General features: G+C 66.3%; 12 protein-coding genes. 10 read left to right on the top strand and 2 right to left on the bottom strand.

The annotated features are described in order from the left end of the window. Nucleotides 1-36: 36 nt before the first annotated feature. The 5 genes from ispD (at nt 37) to rlmB (ending at nt 4,550) form a co-directional block, all read left to right on the top strand. Nucleotides 37-870 carry a 2-C-methyl-D-erythritol 4-phosphate cytidylyltransferase gene (gene ispD / locus MRBLAR12_RS21135; protein WP_229992763.1) on the top strand — a complete coding sequence of 278 codons (834 nt, stop codon included), beginning with the start codon at nt 37-39 and terminating at the stop codon, nt 868-870. Then, nucleotides 867-1,373, top strand: a complete 507-nt coding sequence (gene ispF, locus MRBLAR12_RS21130) for a 2-C-methyl-D-erythritol 2,4-cyclodiphosphate synthase (RefSeq protein ID WP_229992764.1) — start codon at nt 867-869, stop codon at nt 1,371-1,373. Before ispD ends, ispF begins: the two co-directional genes overlap by 4 nt. Before the next feature lie 137 nt (nt 1,374-1,510). Then, nucleotides 1,511-1,861 (top strand): hypothetical protein, encoded by a 351-nt coding sequence (locus tag MRBLAR12_RS21125; protein ID WP_229992765.1) that lies wholly within the window; start codon nt 1,511-1,513, stop codon nt 1,859-1,861. A gap of 107 nt (nt 1,862-1,968) precedes the next feature. Then, on the top strand, nt 1,969-3,426 hold the full coding sequence (gene cysS, locus MRBLAR12_RS21120; protein ID WP_229992766.1) for a cysteine--tRNA ligase: 1,458 nt from the start codon (nt 1,969-1,971) through the stop codon (nt 3,424-3,426). Between the two features lie 122 nt (nt 3,427-3,548). Then, nucleotides 3,549-4,550: a 23S rRNA (guanosine(2251)-2'-O)-methyltransferase RlmB gene (gene rlmB / locus MRBLAR12_RS21115; protein WP_229992767.1), complete on the top strand. Its 1,002-nt coding sequence runs from the start codon at nt 3,549-3,551 to the stop codon at nt 4,548-4,550. Nucleotides 4,551-5,398: 848 nt separating this feature from the next. On the opposite strand, the gene MRBLAR12_RS21110 is transcribed toward rlmB, so the two are convergent. Next, a complete protein-coding gene (locus MRBLAR12_RS21110) occupies nt 5,399-6,202 on the bottom strand; it encodes a carbon-nitrogen hydrolase family protein (protein ID WP_229992768.1) in 804 nt (267 codons plus the stop codon). 115 nt (nt 6,203-6,317) lie between these two features. Here MRBLAR12_RS21110 and glgX point away from each other — a divergent pair, with 115 nt between their 5' ends. Both glgX and MRBLAR12_RS21100 read left to right on the top strand, forming a co-directional pair. Further along, nucleotides 6,318-8,435 (top strand): glycogen debranching protein GlgX, encoded by a 2,118-nt coding sequence (gene glgX, locus MRBLAR12_RS21105; protein WP_364748159.1) that lies wholly within the window; start codon nt 6,318-6,320, stop codon nt 8,433-8,435. Between the two features lie 22 nt (nt 8,436-8,457). After that, entirely contained in the window at nt 8,458-8,814 is a 357-nt protein-coding gene (locus MRBLAR12_RS21100; RefSeq protein WP_229992770.1) for a barstar family protein, read from the top strand. A gap of 34 nt (nt 8,815-8,848) precedes the next feature. On the opposite strand, the gene glgP is transcribed toward MRBLAR12_RS21100, so the two are convergent. Next, nucleotides 8,849-11,467, bottom strand: coding sequence for an alpha-glucan family phosphorylase (gene glgP, locus MRBLAR12_RS21095; protein WP_229992771.1), 2,619 nt, complete (start codon nt 11,465-11,467; stop codon nt 8,849-8,851). Between the two features lie 151 nt (nt 11,468-11,618). Between glgP and MRBLAR12_RS21090 the strand changes: the two genes are divergently transcribed. From MRBLAR12_RS21090 to MRBLAR12_RS21080, 3 genes are read left to right on the top strand one after another with little or no spacing between them, the layout of a single operon-like run. Then, nucleotides 11,619-13,691 carry an alpha-1,4-glucan--maltose-1-phosphate maltosyltransferase gene (locus tag MRBLAR12_RS21090; RefSeq protein WP_364748155.1) on the top strand — a complete coding sequence of 691 codons (2,073 nt, stop codon included), beginning with the start codon at nt 11,619-11,621 and terminating at the stop codon, nt 13,689-13,691. A 5-nt stretch (nt 13,692-13,696) separates the two neighbouring features. Continuing rightward, the gene (gene treS, locus MRBLAR12_RS21085; protein ID WP_229992773.1) at nt 13,697-15,493 is read left to right on the top strand and encodes a maltose alpha-D-glucosyltransferase; all 1,797 of its coding nucleotides are present in this window, start codon (nt 13,697-13,699) and stop codon (nt 15,491-15,493) included. 3 nt (nt 15,494-15,496) lie between these two features. Next, complete coding sequence (locus MRBLAR12_RS21080) at nt 15,497-19,216, top strand: 1,4-alpha-glucan branching enzyme (RefSeq protein WP_364748152.1); 3,720 nt, start codon at nt 15,497-15,499, stop codon at nt 19,214-19,216. Nucleotides 19,217-19,628: the final 412 nt, after the last annotated feature.

The raw sequence follows: 19,628 nt of genomic DNA, 5'->3' as shown, positions 1-19,628 counted from the left end.
GGATGCTCCGAGGCGCGGGGACGTAGTCTTGTGCCCATGGATACTGCACCGACGAAAACGTCACCGGCCGGTCCCGCCACTGCGGTCATTGTGGTGGCCGCCGGCTCCGGCCAGCGCCTGGGCTACGGCATGCCGAAAGCTAAAGTGCCTCTCGGCGGGGACAGCATCCTCACCCACGCCCTGCGCGGCGTGGCAGCCGCGGGGATCGCGCAGCAGATCTGCATTGCGATCCCCCCGGGAGACACCGAGCTGCGGGCGCTGTGCGAGGCCTTCACGCAAGAGCTTGCGGCCGGGCAGGTGCGCACCGCGGAGTCCCCTTACGGCGTCCAGGTTCCGGTCGTGACTGTCGTCGACGGCGGTGCGAACCGCGCCGATTCGGTCCGTGCCGCGATGGCGGCCCTGCTGCCTGGTACCGAATCAGTCCTGGTCCACGACGCCGCCCGGGCACTGGCTCCGGAGGCGGTCTTCCACCGGGTGGCAGCGGCGCTTGGCGCCGGCGCCTCGGCCGTCATTCCGGTGATACCGGTTGTCGACACGGTCAAGACCGTCGAACCGACCACCGGCGACGGCGCCGCGGTGGCCCCCGAACTGGTCACCGGGACAGCGCCCCGGGAGTCGCTCCGCGCCGTGCAGACGCCGCAGGGATTCGCCTTCGCCACCCTTAAGCGCGCCCACGAGGCTGCCGCCGGGTTCGACGCCGGCCAGGCGGCCCTCGTCACGGACGACGCGATGCTCGTGGAGCTCATCGGCGTCCCCGTCCACGCCGTTCGCGGCGCCAGCCAATCCCTGAAGATCACCACGCCCCTGGACCTGATCCTGGCCGAAGGCCTCCTCGAAGGCCCCTTGGGCGCGCGCTGGGTGGAGGGATGAGCATGTCCACCAATGCGCCGCTGATCCCCAGGACCGGGATCGGGATCGACGTCCATGCCTTCGCCGCCGAAGACAAGCCCCAGCCGTTGTGGCTCGGCGGCCTCTTCTGGGAGGGGGAGCGGGGACTGTCCGGCCATTCCGACGGTGACCCCGTGGCGCACGCCGCGGCCGACGCGCTCTTCTCGGCCTGCGGGATCGGGGACCTGGGCACGCATTTCGGTACGGACCGGCCCGAATATGCCGGGGCGTCCGGCGTGACCCTGCTGGCCGAGGCCGCCAGGATTGTTCGCGCCCACGGATTCGAAATCGGCAATATCGCCGTCCAGTTCGTGGCCAACCGGCCCAAATTCGGCCCGCGGCGGGAGGAATCCCAGCGTGTCCTCAGCGACGCTGCCGCAGCGCCGGTCAGCGTCACCGCCACCACGAGCGACGGACTCGGATTCACCGGCCGGGGCGAGGGGATCTCGGCCGTCGCAACAGCGCTCGTCTATCCGGCCAGCTAACCACCGCAGGTTAGTCACAGGAAGTTAAACACCGCAGGCCAGCCACTGCAGGGTTAAACGCTCCCAGCCCCGGTCCCCTAGGCTTGAGGGTGAAGACCAAGCCTGACCGCCAGTTCCAAACAGCCAGGAGACCTGCCGTGAAAAAGCTGCTGACCGCCGTCGTACTCGTGGCAGGGACCATGCTGAGCGGCTGTGCCGGCTCGACGGCGACGCCCAGCCCCACGCCAAAGATGAGTGTCGAGGAAAGCTGCAAGTTCCTCAACACCGATACCTTCGTGCCTACCGGGAACGCGAAGGAGCAGGCCGGGCAGATTGGCCAGCACTACCAGGAAGTTGCGGACAAGGTGGCGCCGGAAGTGGGCGCCCCCATCCAACAGATGGCCGAGATCATGAAGCAGGTCGCGGCAAGCCCCACGGGAACCAAGACCGACGAACAGACCGCCCAGCTCACGGAGCAGATCAACAAGATCGGGCAATACTGCAAGTAGGTTGCCGGAGCGGTGGTTCCAGATTCCCGGTCGCCAGCAAAGCGTCAGTAACGCCGCCAGCAATGCCGCCGGTAAGGCCGCGGAGCGCCATCGGCTAATCTGGAGCGGTGACCCTGCGCTTTTACGACACTGCATCCGCCGAAGTCCGCGACTTCGTCCCCCTGGTACCTGGCCACGTGAGCCTGTACTACTGCGGAGCCACCGTGCAGGGCATGCCGCATGTCGGCCACATCCGCTCAGCCATCGCGTTCGACCAGCTGACCCGCTGGCTGCAGTACCGCGGCTTCCGCGTGACGGCGGTCCGCAACGTCACCGACATCGACGACAAGATCCTCGCCAAGTCCGCCGCGTCCTTCGGCCCCGATTTTGAGGACGAGCCCGGAGCCCAGCGCAACGAGGAATGGTGGGCCCTCGCCTACCGCTACGAGCAGGAATTCCTCAAGGCCTACGACACCCTGGGCGTCTCCCGTCCCACCTATGAGCCCCGCGCCACCGGCCACATCCCGGAAATGCATGCCCTCATCCAGCAGCTGATCGACCGCGGCCACGCCTACCCGGCCCTCGACGACTCCGGCGACGTCTACTTCGACGTGCGTTCCTGGTCCAAGTACGGCACCCTGACGCGCCAAAAACTCGACGACATGCAGGGTGCCGCGGACGCCGACCCGCGCGGTAAGCGGGACCCGCGCGACTTCGCGCTGTGGAAGGGCTACAAGGACGGGGAGCCGACGACGGCGAGCTGGTCCTCCCCGTGGGGCCCCGGCCGCCCGGGCTGGCACCTCGAATGCTCCGCGATGGTCACCAAGTACCTCGGCACCGAGTTCGACATCCACGGTGGCGGACTGGACCTGCGCTTCCCGCACCACGAAAACGAAATGGCACAATCCCAGGCGGCCGGCCACGGCTTCGCCAACTTCTGGATGCACAACGGCATGGTCACCTACGCCGGCGAAAAGATGTCCAAGTCCATCGGCAACACCGTCAGCCCGGCCGAAATGCTCGAACTCGCCCCGCCGCGGGTTGTCCGGTACTACCTCGGGCAGGCGCAGTACCGCTCCGTGCTGGACTACCAGCCGACCTCCCTGCAGGAAGCCGCCGCCGCCGTCGAACGCATTGACGGGTTCATCAGCCGCGCACTTCGGAGCGCGACGACGCACGACGGCGCCGTCGGCTTCTTCAGCTACGGCACAGTTCCGGATGCCTTCGCGGCCGCCATGGACGATGACCTCAACGTGCCGCAGGCCCTCGCCGTCCTGCACGACACCGTCCGCGCCGGCAACACCGCGCTCACCGAAGGAGACCTCGACGCCGCGGGGCAGGCACTCGCCAGCGTCACCGCCATGGTGGACGTTCTCGGCCTCAACGCCACCGCGACACCGGCCGCCGACGAACAGGCCAACACCGCCCTTGGCGTTCTGGTCGAGGCGCAGCTGACGGCGCGGGCCCACGCCCGGGCGGCCAAGGACTGGGCCGCCTCGGACGCCATCCGCGATACGCTCGCCGCCGCCGGCGTCGTCGTCGAGGACGGCCCGGACGGGGCGAGCTGGAGCCTCAAGCGCGGCTGATCCTCGTTGACGGCGGCCGGAGAAGTGGGCCGTCGTCGTCCCTTCCGGTCGAGGATTTTACTCGAGTCAGTAGACTGGAGGTCAGACTTATCAACGAATCGCGTATTTAAAGGGTGAAACTCATGGCCAACAACGGTCGCCGCTCGGTCAAATTGAAGAAGGGCCCCTCCGTCGGAACCGGCGGTCACGGCCGCAAGGCACTTGAGGGCAAGGGCCCCACGCCGAAGGCGGAGGACCGCCCCTACCACAAGGCGTTCAAGAACAAGCAGCTCTCGGAACGCTCCGAAGCCAAGCGCGCCAGCGGAAGCCGCACCACCAGCGCCGCCGCCCGCACCGGCCGCTCCGGACCCAAGGGCCGCGCCACGGAAGAGGTCGTCACCGGCCGCAACTCCGTGGTCGAAGCCCTGCGTGCCGGCATCCCGGCCAAGGCCCTGCACGTCGCCGTCCGCATCGAAATGGACGACCGCGTCAAGGAATCCCTGAAGCTCGCCGCCGAACGCGGCATCCCGCTGATGGAAACCGGCAAGCCCGAGCTCGACCGCATGACCGACGACGCCATCCACCAGGGCCTCGTGCTGCAGATCCCGCCGTACGAATACCAAGACGCATACGAGCTCGCCGAAGAGACGATCGAGGCCTGGAAGAAGGGCCACGTAGCCAACGCCCCGCTCTTCGTTGCCCTCGACGGCATCACCGATCCCCGCAACCTCGGCGCGATCATCCGCTCCGTCTCGGCCTTCAGCGGCCACGGCGTCATCGTCCCGGAACGCCGCTCCGTGGGTGTCACGGCCTCGGCCTGGAAGACCAGCGCCGGCGCGGCCGTCCGCGTCCCCGTCGCACGCGCGGCCAACCTGAACAACACGCTCAAGGCCTTCAAGAACATGGGCATCTACGTCCTGGGTCTCGACGGCGACGGCGACGTCTCGCTGCCCGAGCTCGCCCTGGCAACCGAACCGGTGTGCATTGTCGTTGGTTCCGAGGGCAAGGGCCTGAGCCGCCTGGTCCGCGAAAACTGCGACCAGATCGTCTCCATCCCGATCGACTCCGCCATGGAATCACTCAACGCCTCCATGGCAGTCGGCATCTCCCTCTACGAAATCTCCCGCCAGCGCGCCGCAAAGTAATCAGCGTTAGCTCGGTATCGGGCCCGCCGCAGCGCTCGTTGCGGTTGGGTCCGCCGTAACCGGAGTCGTGGCTGGGTCCGCCGCAACCAAAGTTTTGCCGTCGCTTAGCGGTCAGCCCCTTCGCAAACTTCGCAAGCTCAGTTCGGGGCCCTCGGGGCTGTCCTTCCTCCCTGCACCTCGTGCGGCCGCTGGCGGCCTTACGCGGTTCCGGTCGGCGATGCGCTCCTTAGCAAAACTCCGGTTCCGGCGATGAGCCTCGCTCACCTTTCGTCGTAAAACGTCAAACGCTGCCTCACGTTTCGTCGTAGGTCGGCCAACGCTCCCTCACTTCTTGAACTGCTCCCCGGAAGTTGGACTGAGATATTCAGTTCCAGCTTCTGGGGAGCAGTTCATCTCGTGAGGGAGCAGTTGCCTTTAATGCTCAGAATCGGGGTTCTCCTCGGTTCTGATGTTCCTCCGAAGTACATCGACGCAGGACGCACGTTCCTTCCTGCGACGCGCATTTCCCTCTGCGACGCGCTGATCTCTTCCCGCGACCCGAATACCCCTAGCACCAGGGCGTTTGCGCGTCGCCAGGCTGAATAGGCCGCGGAAGTCGTTGTGAATACCGAAGTGCTAGACGCGGGTTGGGCTGAATTCGAGCGGGCAGCGGTGTCTTGCTAAGGAGCGCATCGCCGACCAGAGCCGAATGAAGCCGGCCGCGGCCGAAGTAGGCGGCGGGAGGAAGGGGGCTGCCCCCTAAGCGACGGCAGGGCGCCGTTGCCTGCGGAGGTGACCACGGGAAAGGCGCCGGTGACCGCGGGACGTAACCACGGAAGACCTGACCACGGCGAACCGTAGCCGAGTTCTTAGAACTTGTGGCGGTTGACTAGGACCGGGAGTTTGGTTCGGGCTTCCTTGACGGTGGCGGTGTCGAGGTCGGCGAACAGCAGGCCCGGGGCGCCGTCGAGCTCTTGCAGGATGTCGCCCATGGGGGAGACCACCACGGAGTGCCCGACGCCGGTGGGGGCGGAACCCTTGACCGGGTGACCGACGCTGGCGGGGTCGCCCTGGCCGCAGGCGAGGACCAGAGTGGTGGAGTCCAGGGCGCGGGCGCGGGCCAGGAGCTTCCACTGATCGGCCTTGCCGGGGCCCGAACCCCAGGAGGCGCACACAATGTTGACGTCGGCGCCGCGATCCGCGTTTTCCGTGAACAGGTCCGGGAAGCGGACGTCGTAGCACGTGGCGAGGCCGAAGGTCACGCCGTCGAGCTCGAACGTGACGGGGGCGGTGCCAGCGTCAACCGTGTCCGATTCGGCGAAACCGAAGGCATCGAACAGGTGGATTTTGTCGTAGCTGGCCTCGAGGCCGGGGCCGGTGACCAGCAGGGTGTTGCGCACCTTGGAGCCGTGACCGGCCGTGCCCGGGGTGAACATCCCGGCGACGATCACGATGCCGAGTTCCGCGGCGAGGGCGCGCACGCGTGCAGCCCATGGGCCGTCCAGAGGCTCGGCGATATCCAGGAGCGAATTGCCGAAGGCCCGCATGGTGGCTTCGGGGAACACCACCAGGTCCGCGCCGCCGGCCTTGGCCTGGCGCGTGTAGGCGTCCACGAGGGCCAGGTTCGCGGCCAGATCGCGGCCGGTGATGATTTGGGCTAATGCAACGCGCACAATTACCTCCAACTCGGCGCTCCATTACAGTATGCAGTGCGGCGGTCCGTACACTGCAAAACGTCATGAAAACGAAAACGGGGGCCATTTGTCCGGCCCGGCTAAGCTTTAAGCAATGGTTATGTCTTACATAGATACAGCTTCCACCGTAGACGCTTCGCGGGCGTTTCCGCTGGGGATCAGCATTCCGCACACCGGCTCACCGGCAGTGGACGATCCCCGGGGTGAGTTCGCCAACGTGGCCGTCTACGCGCCCGGCGTGACCACCCTGGAGATCGCGTATCAGGCGCCCGGGGGTACCTGGCAGGTAAAGACCCTGCCCAATTACACCGACGGCGTCCACCACGGCATTGTGGAGGGCATTCCCGCCGGTTCGCGCTACGGTTTCCGGTCCTCCCCGGAACACGAGGCCCTGCCGCTGTCCATGCCCGCCACCGATTTTGATGCCGTCGGCGAGCAGCCGCTGTTGATGGACCCTTACGGGCGGGCCGTCGACGAACGTGAGGGCCTGATCACCAGTGTCCGGGTCGGCAGCGACTTTGACTGGGGCCTGGACCGCAGCCCCCGCGTCCCGTGGCGCAACACCATCGTCTACGAGGCCCACGTCCGCGGCCAGACGAAGCTTCACCCGGATATTCCGGAGGAATTGCAGGGGACCTACGCCGGGATGGCCCACCCGGCCATGATCGAGCACCTGATCTCGCTGGGCGTCACGGCGATCCAGCTCCTGCCCGTCCATTTCCACGTGGATGAGCCGCACCTGCAGCAGCTCGGGCTGACGAACTACTGGGGCTACAACACGGCCGCCTTTTTCGCACCGCACCCCGGCTACGCCACCGAGGCCGCCCAGGCCGCCGGCGCCCATGCGGTCCAGGACGAGTTCAAGGGCATGGTCAAGCTGCTGCATGCCGCCGGGCTCGAGGTCATCCTCGACGTCGTGTACAACCACACCGCCGAGGGCGGCACGGACGGTCCCACCCTGAGCTTCCGCGGCCTGGGCGAGATGCAGTACTACCGCAACGACGGCCACGGCAAGTATGTCGACACCACGGGCTGCGGCAACAGCCTGAACTTCGGCGAACCCCGCGTGGTGCAGCTGGTGCTGGATTCCCTGCGCTACTGGGTGAGCGAGTTCCACATCGATGGCTTCCGCTTTGACCTTGCCGTCACGCTTTGCCGCAACAGCGCCAACGAATTCGATCCGCGGCACCCCTTCCTCGTCGCGGTGGGCGCCGATCCTGTCCTGTCCGGCGTGAAGTTGATTTCCGAACCCTGGGACGTTGGCTACGGCGGCTGGCAGACCGGCCGGTTTCCGGCAGGATGGGTGGACTGGAACGACCATTTCCGCGACGCCGTCCGCAGCTTTTGGTTGGCTGACCGCGCCGCGATCGACGGCGGCGGCAGCGGCGGGCCGGTGGCCCGCCTCGCGGACGCTCTCTCTGGTTCGGCCCGGCTGTTCGAGTCTTCGGGCCGGTCCCGGCTTGCCTCGCTGAACCTGGTCACGGCCCACGACGGCTTCACCCTGGCCGATCTGACGGCGTACGACCGCAAGCACAACGAGGTCAACGGTGAGCAGAACCGGGACGGCCACGGCGACAACCGCAGCTACAACCACGGCTTCGAGGGCCCCACGGAAGACGGCGACATCCTCGCCCGGCGCGCCCAAAGCCGGCGGAACCTGATGGCCTGCCTCATGATTTCCCAGGGCGTGCCCATGATCACCGCCGGGGACGAGATCTGCCGGACCCAGCAGGGCAACAACAACGCCTACTGCCAGGACAACGCCCTCACCTGGATCGACTGGACCAGCACCACCGAATCCCACGCGATGCTGCGCACCACCAAGCGCGTCATCCGGCTTCGCAAGGAGTTCCTGGCCAGCCAGCCGCATGATTATCCGGCGCGCGACAACCAGTCCTACTTCCACTGGTTCGATGTGGACGGCAAGCCCATGTCAGCCGACACGTGGCATGACCCCGGCCACCGCGTGATCCAGCTCCTGCTCGGCTCCGACGACGGGCACATCGACGGCCTCGTGGTGGTCAACGGCGGCGCCGACGACGTCAAGGTCACGTTGCCGCCGCAGCTCAGTAACGAGGACGGCACCGGACACCGGCTCTTCGAGCTTCGCGTGACCACTTCCGAACTCCATGACCGGCGTCAGGGCGCCCGAGTTGCCTCCGGTGAGCGGGACCTCGTCCAGGCCAACACCATCAATATTTACCGCACCTAATTATTTCGAGATTAAGGACCCCATGAAGATTTACTCGGCTGAGACCTGGACCATCGAAGAACTCACGGCGCAAATCGACGACGCCGGCCGCCGCGCCCTGGTGGTCCCCGCCGCCGATACCAAGCAGGCGGTCCTGGACACGTTCGGCGAGCTCCTGGACGTCCCGGACGACTATGGCACGGACCTGGATGCCCTGCACGATTCGCTGCACGACGTCGCGGATGCCGTGACGGACGACGGCGAGGCCCCCGTCACCTTTATCTGGCAGGTGCCTGCCGCCCTCCGAGCGGACCGCTCCTTCGCCGTCATCTGCGAAACGCTGCAGGACGCCGAAGGCTACGCCGGCAAGAGCCTGGACGTCATCGCCGTCTGCCTCTAGCCGACATCAGGCCTTGACGATCAGGCGCTGACGATCAGGCGTTGACGATCAGGCCAAGTTCCGCTTTGGACGCCAGCGCCTCATTCTTGGGGAGCACGCGCACGGTGTAGCCGAAGGACCCCGAACGGTCGATCACCAGCGTGCCGCTGAAGAGGTGCCGGCCCTTGCCGAGGTCTTCGGCGGCCTTCAGCTCCGCGACCGTGATGTCCGTCAGCTCGTCCGTGTCCTCGGCCCGGCCGTAGGCCACTTCAACATAGACGTCGTCCGGGGAGAGCTCACGCAGGGCCACGTACGCATTGACCTGCAGCAGGTCGCCGATCTGCGGGTCCTCGGAGACCCCCACCGAGTCGACGTGTTCCACCTGGATCTGCGGCCAGGCGGCCCGGATCCGAGAGGTCCACGCCGCCAGCGCCTTGGCCTGGGCGTAGCTATCGGCCACCGCGCGGCGTCCTGCGATCGCGGCGGGCCGGTACAGCACGTTGACGTAGTCCCGGAGCATCCGTTCCGCGGAAACCGCCGGGCCAAGGTGGGACATGGTGTGCTTGATCATGGAGACCCAGTGGGTGGGAACCTTCTGCGGGCCGGGCTGGGACGGTCCCGCGGCTCCGGCCGCGTCGGACACGGTCAGCCCGTAGAACCGCGGTGCCACCTGCGTCTCGAGCAGCTCGTACAGTGCCGCCGCCTCGATGTCGTCACGTTCTTCCGGGGAAGCGTCGTTGTTGGCGGTCGGGATCGCCCAGCCGTTCTCGCCGTCGTACATCTCGTCCCACCAGCCGTCCATGACCGAGAGGTTCAGCGAACCGTTCAGGGCAGCCTTCATGCCGGACGTTCCACAAGCCTCCAGGGGGCGCAGCGGGTTGTTCAGCCACACATCACAGCCGGGGAACAGCGTCCGGGCCATGGCGATGTCGTAGTTGGGCAGGAACGCGATCCGGTGCCGCACAGCGGGATCGTCGGTGAACCGGACCAGGTCCTGGATCATCTTCTTGCCGGCGTCGTCGGCCGGATGCGACTTCCCGGCGATGACCAGCTGGATTGGGTGCGTCTTGTGCAGCAGCAGCGCCTTGAGCCGTTCGGGGTCGCGCAGCATCAGGGTCAGCCGCTTGTAGGTCGGCACGCGGCGGGCAAAGCCAATGGTCAGGACGTCCGGGTCCAGGACGGAGTCCGTCCACGCCAGCTCGGCGTCGGCCGCGCCGCGCTTCTTCCAGGCGGCCCGGAGCCGGCGGCGTACATCATCCACCAACGAGACCCGCATCTCGCGCCGCAATGCCCAGAGATCCTCGTCGGTGACGTTGTAGGCCAGGTCCCAACGGCCCTGCGCCTCCGCTTCGGTGCCGAACTGGTCCCGCGCCAACGCGGAGATCCGGGGGTCCACCCAGGTGGGGACGTGCACGCCGTTAGTGACGGACGTGATGGGGATTTCGGAGTGGTCGAAGCCCGGCCAGAGGGCGGAGAACATTCCGCGGGAGACTACGCCGTGCAGTTTGGCCACACCGTTGGCCCGCTGGGCCAGCCGCAGTCCCATGACGGCCATGTTGAACACGAACGGGTTGCCGTCGGCGAAGTCCTCACGGCCCAGATCCAGGATCTTTGCGACCGGGACGTCCGGGGCGAGTCCGGCTTCGAAGAAGTGCTGGATCTGGGAGATCTCGAAACGGTCGATGCCCGCCGGGACCGGCGTGTGGGTGGTGAACACCGTGGACGCCCGCCCGGCGGCCAGGGCTTCCTCCCAGCTGAGCGGCTCCGGGCCGGACATCAATTCCTGGATCCGCTCGACGCCGAGGAACCCGGCGTGGCCTTCGTTGGTGTGGAAGACCTCCGGCGCGGGGACGCCCGTGAGCCGCTGGAACTCGCGCAGCGCCTTGACCCCGCCCATGCCCAGCAGGAGTTCCTGCTGCAGCCGGTGGTCACCGCCGCCGCCGTACAGGCGGTCGGTGATGCCGCGGGCGGATTCGTCATTGCCCGGAACGTTGGAATCCAGCAGCAGCAGCGGAACGCGTCCGACGTCGGCCCGCCACACGTGCGCCAGCAGGCGCCGGCCGTTGGGGAGGGGAAGGGAAATCTGGATCGGTTTGCCGTTGCCGTCCGGGGCGGCCTCGCGCAGGAGCGTCAGGGGGAGCCCGTCCGGGTCGAGGACCGGGTAAGTTTCCTGCTGCCAGGCGTCCCGGGACAGCGACTGCTTGAAGTAGCCGGCCTGGTACAGGAGGCCGACGCCGATCAGCGGCACGCCAAGATCCGAGGCCGCTTTCAGGTGGTCTCCGGCCAGGATGCCAAGGCCGCCAGAGTACTGCGGCAGGACCTCGGTGATGCCGAATTCGGGCGAGAAGTAGGCGATGCACGCCGGTGCGCCGTCGCCCAGGCTCTGGTACCAGCGCGGCTGTTCCAGGTACTGGTCGAGGTCGTCGGCTGCGGCATGAACACGCTGCACAACGTCCTGGTCCGCAGCGAGGCGCTGCAGCTCTTCCCGGCTTACCAGGCCGAGAAAAGTCACCGGGTCGTGGGCGCTCTCCGCCCAGATCCCGGGATTGAGCCCCTCAAAAAGCTCCCGGGTGGGCCGATGCCAGGACCACCGGAGATTGGTGGCGAGCCGGGCCAGCGGCCGGATCGACTCCGGGAGAACGGTTCGGACAGTAAATCTGCGGATTGCCTTCACCTGCGAAACACTAACGGACAAGTCGTTGCCCCGGAACCGCTTTAAGATTCTTTCCTGTAAATGACGAATATCGGTCCGACCAGAACCGGAAACCTCCGGAAAACGTTCGAGGGCTTAGCATTCTGGCCGTTTTGTAGATAACGTCGAGGCTGTGACGAATAACTCGCGAACCAGCGCCGTGTCCAAGCAAAAGCCCAAGGCCCTGATCACGGATGGCCTTCGATTTGGCCGCTTTCCGATCACCGCCGTGCAGCCTTCGGTGGACGGCGGAAAGTTCCCCGCCAAAGCCGTCGAGGGCCAAACCATTGTCGTGGGAGCCACCGCGTTCCGGGAGGGACACGACCAGCTCGGCGTCAGCGCCGTCCTGCTCGACCCCCGCGGCAAAGAGCGGCAGCGGGTCCGCCTCGCCCCGCCGCGCGGACCGCGCGGAATGGGCACGGACCGCTGGGAAGGCCTCCTGACCCCGCCCGCCACCGGCAACTGGTCCTTCGTCATCGAGACCTGGCACGACCGCTACGGCACCTGGCACCACAACGCCGAGGTCAAGGTGGAGGCCGGCATCGACGTCGAGCTCATGCTGGCCGAAGGTGCCGCACTGCTGGCGGAGGCCTCCGAGGACGCCTCGCGCCCCTCCGGTGACCGCCGGACGCTGCGGATGGCCGTCGTCGTCCTCTCCGATACTTCCCGGACGCCCGAGGAGCGCCTCGCCGCCGGCTTCGGCGCCGACGTGGCTGCCGTCGTCGAACGCCAGCCCATCCGTGAATTTGTGACGGTTTCCGAGCCCTACCCGCTGCTGGTGGAGCGAACGCTTGCCGGGTCCGGCGCCTGGTACGAATTCTTTCCGCGTTCCGAAGGTGCCGTGCGCAACCACGAAACGGGGGAATGGACCTCCGGTAACTTCCGCACCGCCGCGCAGCGCCTCGACGCCGTCGCCGCCATGGGTTTTGACATCATCTACATGCCGCCGATCCACCCGATCGGTGTCCAGCACCGCAAGGGACCGAACAACACCCTGATCGCCGGGCCGCATGATCCCGGTTCGCCGTGGGCCATCGGGTCCCATGAGGGCGGCCACGACGCCATCCACCCGGATCTGGGCACCTTCGAGGACTTCGACGCCTTTGTGGCGCGGGCCGGCGAACTGGGACTGGAAGTGGCCTTGGACCTGGCGCTGCAAGCTGCGCCGGACCACCCGTGGGTGCAAAGCCATCCGGAATGGTTCACCACGCGCGTCGATGGGACTATTGCCTACGCAGAGAATCCGCCGAAGAAATACCAGGACATTTTCCCGCTGAATTTCGACAACGACCCCGCCGGGCTGTCCAACGAAATTCTCCGGATCGTCATGCTCTGGGTCAGCCACGGCGTCAAGGTTTTCCGGGTGGACAATCCGCACACCAAACCCGTGTGGTTCTGGGAATGGCTGATTGGAAAGGTCAATAAGAAGCACCCCGACGTCGTCTTCCTGGCCGAGGCATTCACCCGCCCGGCCATGATGCACGCTCTTGGCCGGGCCGGCTTCCAGCAGTCCTACACGTATTTCACCTGGCGGAACACCAAGGAAGAACTGGAGAAGTACTTCCAGGAGGTCAGCCACGAATCGGCGGCCTACTTCCGGCCGAACTTCTTCGTCAACACCCCGGACATCCTCACCGAATACCTGCAGTTCGGCGGCCCGGCGGCCTTCAAGATCCGTGCCGCCCTGGCCGCGACGGCAAGCCCCATCTGGGGCGTGTACGCCGGCTTTGAGCTCTACGAACACGTGGCACGTCCCGGCGCCGAGGAGTACATCGACAACGAGAAGTTTGAGTACAAGTCCCGCGACTGGGACGCGGCGGCCGAATCCGGGCGCACCCTGGCCCCGTACCTGACCCGGCTCAACGCGATCCGCCACGCGCACCCGGCCCTGGGAGATCTGCAGAACCTGACGGTGCACCAGAGCTCGGACAGCTCCACCGTGGTGTACTCCAAGCACAAGACCTTCCCTGACGGGACCAAGGACACCCTGATCATCGTCGTCAACGTGGACCCGCACAGCACCCGGGAGAGCACCGTATCCCTGGACCTGCCAGCGCTGGAACTGGATCCGGAGAACTTCACGCACAACGGCCGTTTCATGGTTGATGACCTGCTGACCGGCGAGAGTTGGGAATGGGGGGAATACAACTACGTCCGCCTGGACCCGCACGTCGAGCCCGTTCACGTTCTTAGCATCCGGAGGTAGTGCCAGTGAGTTTCAGCCCGCAGAACCCCAGCCAGCACTTCAGCCCGAGGGGGAGCTTTGAACTGAACGCTCCAGGGCTCCAGCATGATCCCCTCTGGTACCGCAAGGCGGTCTTCTACGAGGTGCTCGTCCGGGGCTTCGCCGACGGAAACGGAGACGGCTCGGGCGATTTCCACGGCCTGATCGACAAACTGGACTACCTGCAGTGGCTGGGCGTGGACTGCCTCTGGCTCCCGCCGTTCTTCCAGTCACCGCTGCGCGACGGCGGCTACGACATCTCGGACTACAACTCCGTGTTGGACGAGTTCGGCACCATCAGCGACTTCAAGCGGCTAGTGGCGGAGGCGCACGCCCGCGGCGTCCGGGTGATCATCGACCTTCCGCTGAACCACACCTCCGACCAGCACCCCTGGTTCCAGGAGTCGCGCAAGGACCCCGACGGTCCCTTTGGCGACTTCTACGTCTGGAGCGATACGGACGAGAAGTATGAAGACGCCCGCATCATCTTCGTGGACACGGAGGAATCCAACTGGACCTTCGACCCCATCCGCCGGCAGTTCTTCTGGCACCGGTTCTTCAGCCACCAGCCCGACCTCAACTTCGAGAACCCCAAAGTCATTGACGCGCTCTTCGACGTCGTGCGGTTCTGGCTGGACCAGGGCATCGACGGCTTCCGGGCCGACGCCATTCCGTACCTGTTCGAGGAGGAAGGCACCAACTGCGAGAACCTGCCCCAAACCCACGAATTCCTGCGCCAGCTGCGCCGGATGGTCGATGAAAGCTACCCGGGCCGGGTAATCATTGCCGAGGCCAACCAGCCGCCCGCCGAGGTGGTGGAGTACTTCGGCACCGAAGAGGAACCGGAGTGCCACATGGCGTTCCACTTCCCGATCATGCCGCGCCTCTACTACGCGCTGCGTGACCAGAAGGCGGCCCCCATCATCGAGACGATGAAGGACACCCCTGACATCCCCGAAGGCGCCCAGTGGGGCACGTTCCTGCGCAACCACGACGAACTGACGCTGGAAATGGTCACCTCCGACGAGCGCGCCGCGATGCTCGGCTGGTACGCGCCGGATCCGCGCATGCGCGCCAACATCGGCATCCGACGCCGGCTGGCCCCGCTGCTGGACAACTCCCGCTCCGAAATCGAGCTCATCAACGCCCTGCTGCTGTCCCTGCCGGGCAGCCCGTTCCTGTACTACGGGGACGAGATCGGGATGGGGGACAACATCTGGCTCGAGGACCGCGACGCCGTCCGCACCCCGATGCAATGGAACCCCGACCGAAACGCCGGGTTCTCCGGTGCGGACCCCGGCAAGCTGTACCTGCCAGTGATCCAGTCGCTGGTCTACAACTACAGCATGGCGAACGTGGAAGCCGAGGCCGCCCATTCGGGGTCACTGCTGCGCTGGACCCGGCAGATCCTGAGCGTCCGCAAGAACCACCCCGCCTTCGGACTCGGCGCATTCAAGCACGTGGAGGCTGACCACGACGTCGTCCTCGCTTACCTGCGTGAACTCCCGGAAGGCAACGCTGCAGGCGCGGACGCCGAGACCATCCTTTGTGCCTTCAACCTCTCCCAACACCCTGTGGCGACCACGCTGCGCGTGCCCAGCTTCGCCGGCAGGGGCCTCCGGGACGTCTTCGGCGGCCAGGCGTTCCCGGCCATCGGCGAGGACGGAGCGCTGACGCTGACCTTGGGCAGCCACGATTTCTTCTGGTTGCGGATCCGTTCCGCCGCCTCCAACCCGGCATCCCCGTTCACGCAGGCGATGCCTATCCTGTCCATCGAGGGTTGAAAAATGACTCGACCGAACCTTGCCCCGGCCTTGAGCGGACTGCTCGGCGCCTGGCTGCCGCGCCAGCGATGGTTCCCCGTCAAGACTGCCGAGTTCACCTTCGAGCCGGCGGGCGGCCTGCGCCTTGAGACCGCCACGGGCGAGGGTACCCCCGGCGGGGCAGAATTTGAGGTGTTGCTGGTTGCGGTGTCCTACCCCACACCCGGTGGCAGCCGGACCGACATCGTCCAAGTGCCGCTCAGTTTCCGGCCAGAGCCCCTGCCGGGTGCGGAGCGCGCGCTGATCGGCGAACTTCCCGGCACGCGCACGGATGCCGCCCACCGGTGGGTCTACGACGGCGTCCATGACGCCTCCTTCGTCGCCGCCTGGCTGGAGCTCATGCGCCATGGCGGGAGTACCCCGTCGGGGAACGCCACCGGCCACCTGGTGGACTCCGGCTACCGCCTGCCGTTCGCAACGGGCAATGTCAAGGTGCTCGCCGGCGAGCAGTCGAACAGTTCGGTAATAGTCGACGACGACGGCGGCACAGTCGCCATCGTGAAGTTCTTCCGCGTGCTGTCCGAAGGCCAGAACCCCGAGGTTGAAATCGGTGCGGCGCTGACGGCAGGGCGCACCGAGGAGGTCCCGGCAACCCTTGGCTGGGTAACCGGCGAGTGGGAGACTCCGGCCGCTGCACTCGGGGCGGAGCCGTCCGAAGCCGCCCGTCCTGCCCGCGGCGAGCTCGCTGTGGCGCACGAATTCCTCGCCGGCGGACTCGATGCCTGGCGGCTCGCCGTGGATGCGGCCAGCCGGGGGATCGGGTTCGCTGCCGAAGCCCACGCTCTGGGCGCGGCGACGGCCACCGTGCACCGGAGGCTCGCCGAGGCACTGGGCACAGCCGCCGAATCTGCGCCGGGGCAGGACATCGCTCCGGGAGTAGCCCAGCGCGTCCGCCAGTCCTGGGCCCAGGCGTCCAACGCCGTCGGGCCGTACGAAGAAGCGCTGGACGGTCTCCTCGGCCGGCTCGAAGGCGCCAGCGCCGGGCCGCTCCAGCGTATCCACGGCGACCTCCACCTCGGGCAGATCCTGCAGGTCCCCGGCAGTACCGTCCCGGGCGAGCCCGGGGCGCCGCGCTGGGCCATCCTCGACTTCGAGGGCGAACCTCTGCGCCCCATCTCCGAACGCAGCTTCCCCGACGTCCCACTTCGCGACGTCGTGGGCATGCTGCGGTCCTTCGACTACGCCGCCGGTGCCGCGGTCCGCGAAAATCCCGGTGCCGTGGTGCCGGGGACCTGGGTGGACGACTGCGCTGAGGCCTTCCTGGCCGGCTACGCCGAAGTAATCCCAGGCAGCATCGACCGCGACTCGCCGCTCTTTGTGGCGCTGTGGCTCGACAAAGCCCTCTATGAAGTCATCTACGAACTAAGGAACAGGCCGGACTGGCTCCCCATTCCGGTGAATGCATCGCGTCGTCTCCTCGGCAGTACAGGTTCCGGCGTCGCCGCCGAAACCGCATCGGAAGGTATAAAAATGACAGGATCAGCACGTATCGATCGGCCCGGCGCACCACTGCCCGTGGACGTTGAGACCTTGGCGAGGGTCGCGACCGGCGAACACCATGCGCCCCACTCGGTCCTTGGTGCCCACCTTGATGACCACGGCCACGTCACGATCCGGACCGTGAAGCACCTTGCGGAAGCCGTCTCCGTCGTGACCTCGGCAGACACGGTGCCCATGACGCACGAAGCGGACGGCGTGTGGGTGGCAGTGATGGAACCGATCGAGCGCGGCCACGTGCCGGACTACCGCCTCGAGGTGACGTACAAGGACCACGAACCGCAGGTCATGGACGATCCCTATCGCTACCTGCCGACCATCGGCGAAGTGGACCTGCACCTGATCGGTGAGGGCCGGCATGAGCGCCTGTGGGATGTTCTGGGCGCGCATGTCCAGCACTACAAGTCCTCGCTGGGCGACGTCGACGGCGTGTCCTTCGCCGTCTGGGCACCGAACGCCCAGGCAGTGCGCGTCAAGGGTGACTTCAACGGCTGGGACGGCCGGGAACACTCCATGCGCTCGCTGGGTTCCAGCGGCGTCTGGGAGCTCTTCATCCCAGGCGTTGTAGCAGGGGCGTGCTACAAGTTTGAAATCAGGACCCGGCACGGATACTGGGTGGAGAAAGCGGACCCGCTGGCCTTCGGGACCGAGATCCCGCCCCTGACGGCTTCCCGCGTGGTGGAGCCCTCCTACGTCTTCAAGGATGCCGAGTGGATGCAGGCCCGCGCCGACCGCGATCCGCACAACTCGCCCATGAGCGTCTACGAGGTCCACCTTGGCTCGTGGCGAATGGGGCTGGGCTACCGCGAACTTGCCAAGGAACTCGTGGAGTACGTCAAATGGCTCGGCTTCACCCACGTGGAATTCATGCCTGTGGCCGAACACCCCTTCGGCGGCTCCTGGGGGTACCAGGTCACCTCCTACTTCGCGCCGACCTCGCGCTTTGGGCACCCGGACGAATTCCGGCACCTTGTCGATGAACTCCACCAGGCAGGCATCGGCGTCCTCCTTGACTGGGTTCCGGCACACTTCCCCAAGGACGAGTGGGCCCTGGCCCGGTTCGACGGCGAACCCCTGTACGAGCACGCCGATCCGAACCTCGGCGAACACCCGGACTGGGGAACGCTGATCTTCGATTTCGGCCGCACGGAGGTGCGCAACTTCCTGGTGGCCAACGCGCTGTACTGGCTCGAAGAGTTCCACATCGACGGGCTGCGCGTGGATGCCGTCGCCTCCATGCTGTACCTCGACTACTCGCGCGAAGAGGGGCAATGGCAGCCCAACCGCTTTGGCGGCCGCGAAAACCTTGAGGCGATCTCCTTCCTCCAGGAGGTCAACGCCACGGTCTACAAGACCCACCCTGGCGCAGTCATGATCGCCGAGGAATCCACCGCATTCCCCGGTGTCACCGCACCCACGAGCGGCGGCGGCCTGGGCTTCGGCCTCAAATGGAACATGGGCTGGATGCATGACTCGCTCCAGTACATGGCCGAGGACCCGTACAACCGCAGGTGGCACCACGGCACCATCACCTTCTCGATGGTCTATGCCTTCTCGGAAAACTTCCTCCTTCCGATCAGCCATGACGAAGTGGTGCACGGCAAGGGCTCCATGCTGCGCAAAATGCCAGGGGACCGGTGGCAGCAGTTGGCCAACCTGCGTGCATTCCTGGGCTATCAGTGGGCCCACCCGGGCAAGCAGCTGATCTTCATGGGCACCGAATTCGGCCAGGAAGCGGAGTGGTCGGAGCAGTACGGCCTGGACTGGTATCTCGCGGACATCCCGGCACACAACGGCATGCAGCTGCTGACCAAGGACCTCAACGAGCTGTACCGTTCCACGCCGGCCCTGTACCAGCAGGACAACCAGCCCGAAGGCTTCCAGTGGATCAACGGGGGAGACTCCGACCGCAACGTGCTGACGTTCATCCGCCGCGATGCGGACGGCAACCCGCTGGTCTGCGCCGTGAACTTCTCCGGTGGTCCGCACACGGACTACATCCTGGGCGTCCCGACGGCCGGGGAATGGCAGGAAGTGCTCAACACCGACGCCGCCAGTTATGGCGGTTCCGGGGTGGAGAACACCGGAACCCTGACTGCTACGAAGGACGGCCTCGACGGACAGCCGGCCGCGCTGGTCGTGACCTTGCCTCCGCTCGGGGCGGCGTACTTCAAGCCGCTGGGTTAGGCGCACTCGGGTTAGGGCGCACCGCCCGGACAATCTTCCGGGCGGGCGGCGATGAGGAGCTCCTGTGAGAGGCCCGGAATCCCCGTGATTCCGGGCTTTTCTGCACCGTCTTTCAGGTCGCTTTGTCAGCAGAGCCAAGTGGTGGTAGAGTTTATTTCCGCGCTGCTCCCCGGAGTTGAACGGCCACCAAGACCCAGAAGCCTATGGCAAGACTGAGTTTGGATCGCCGATTTGACTAGGGTGAAGCGGCCGGGTAAGTTTGAAAAGTTGCTCCGGAGCGATCCCCGACCGAAATGGTTGTGGTGGTGCCGGGTGTGTCTGTTGTTTGAGAACTCAATAGTGTGCCAAGTTTGTTGATACCAATTTATTGTAATGGATTGGTTGAATGTGCCGGGCCCGCCACCCCGTGGTG

The sequence above is a fragment of the Arthrobacter sp. LAR12-1-1.1 genome (assembly GCF_040676555.1).
Taxonomy (GTDB): Bacteria; Actinomycetota; Actinomycetes; order Actinomycetales; family Micrococcaceae; genus Arthrobacter.
This window is presented reverse-complemented; position numbering and strand designations above follow the sequence as displayed.

Coding starts and splice junctions, on each gene's coding strand:
- ispD (WP_229992763.1), top strand. CDS start 37: ATGGATACTGCACCGACGAAAACGTCACCGGCCGGTCCCGCCACTGCG.
- ispF (WP_229992764.1), top strand. CDS start 867: ATGAGCATGTCCACCAATGCGCCGCTGATCCCCAGGACCGGGATCGGG.
- rlmB (WP_229992767.1), top strand. CDS start 3,549: ATGGCCAACAACGGTCGCCGCTCGGTCAAATTGAAGAAGGGCCCCTCC.
- glgX (WP_364748159.1), top strand. CDS start 6,318: ATGGTTATGTCTTACATAGATACAGCTTCCACCGTAGACGCTTCGCGG.
- MRBLAR12_RS21100 (WP_229992770.1), top strand. CDS start 8,458: ATGAAGATTTACTCGGCTGAGACCTGGACCATCGAAGAACTCACGGCG.
- MRBLAR12_RS21080 (WP_364748152.1), top strand. CDS start 15,497: ATGACTCGACCGAACCTTGCCCCGGCCTTGAGCGGACTGCTCGGCGCC.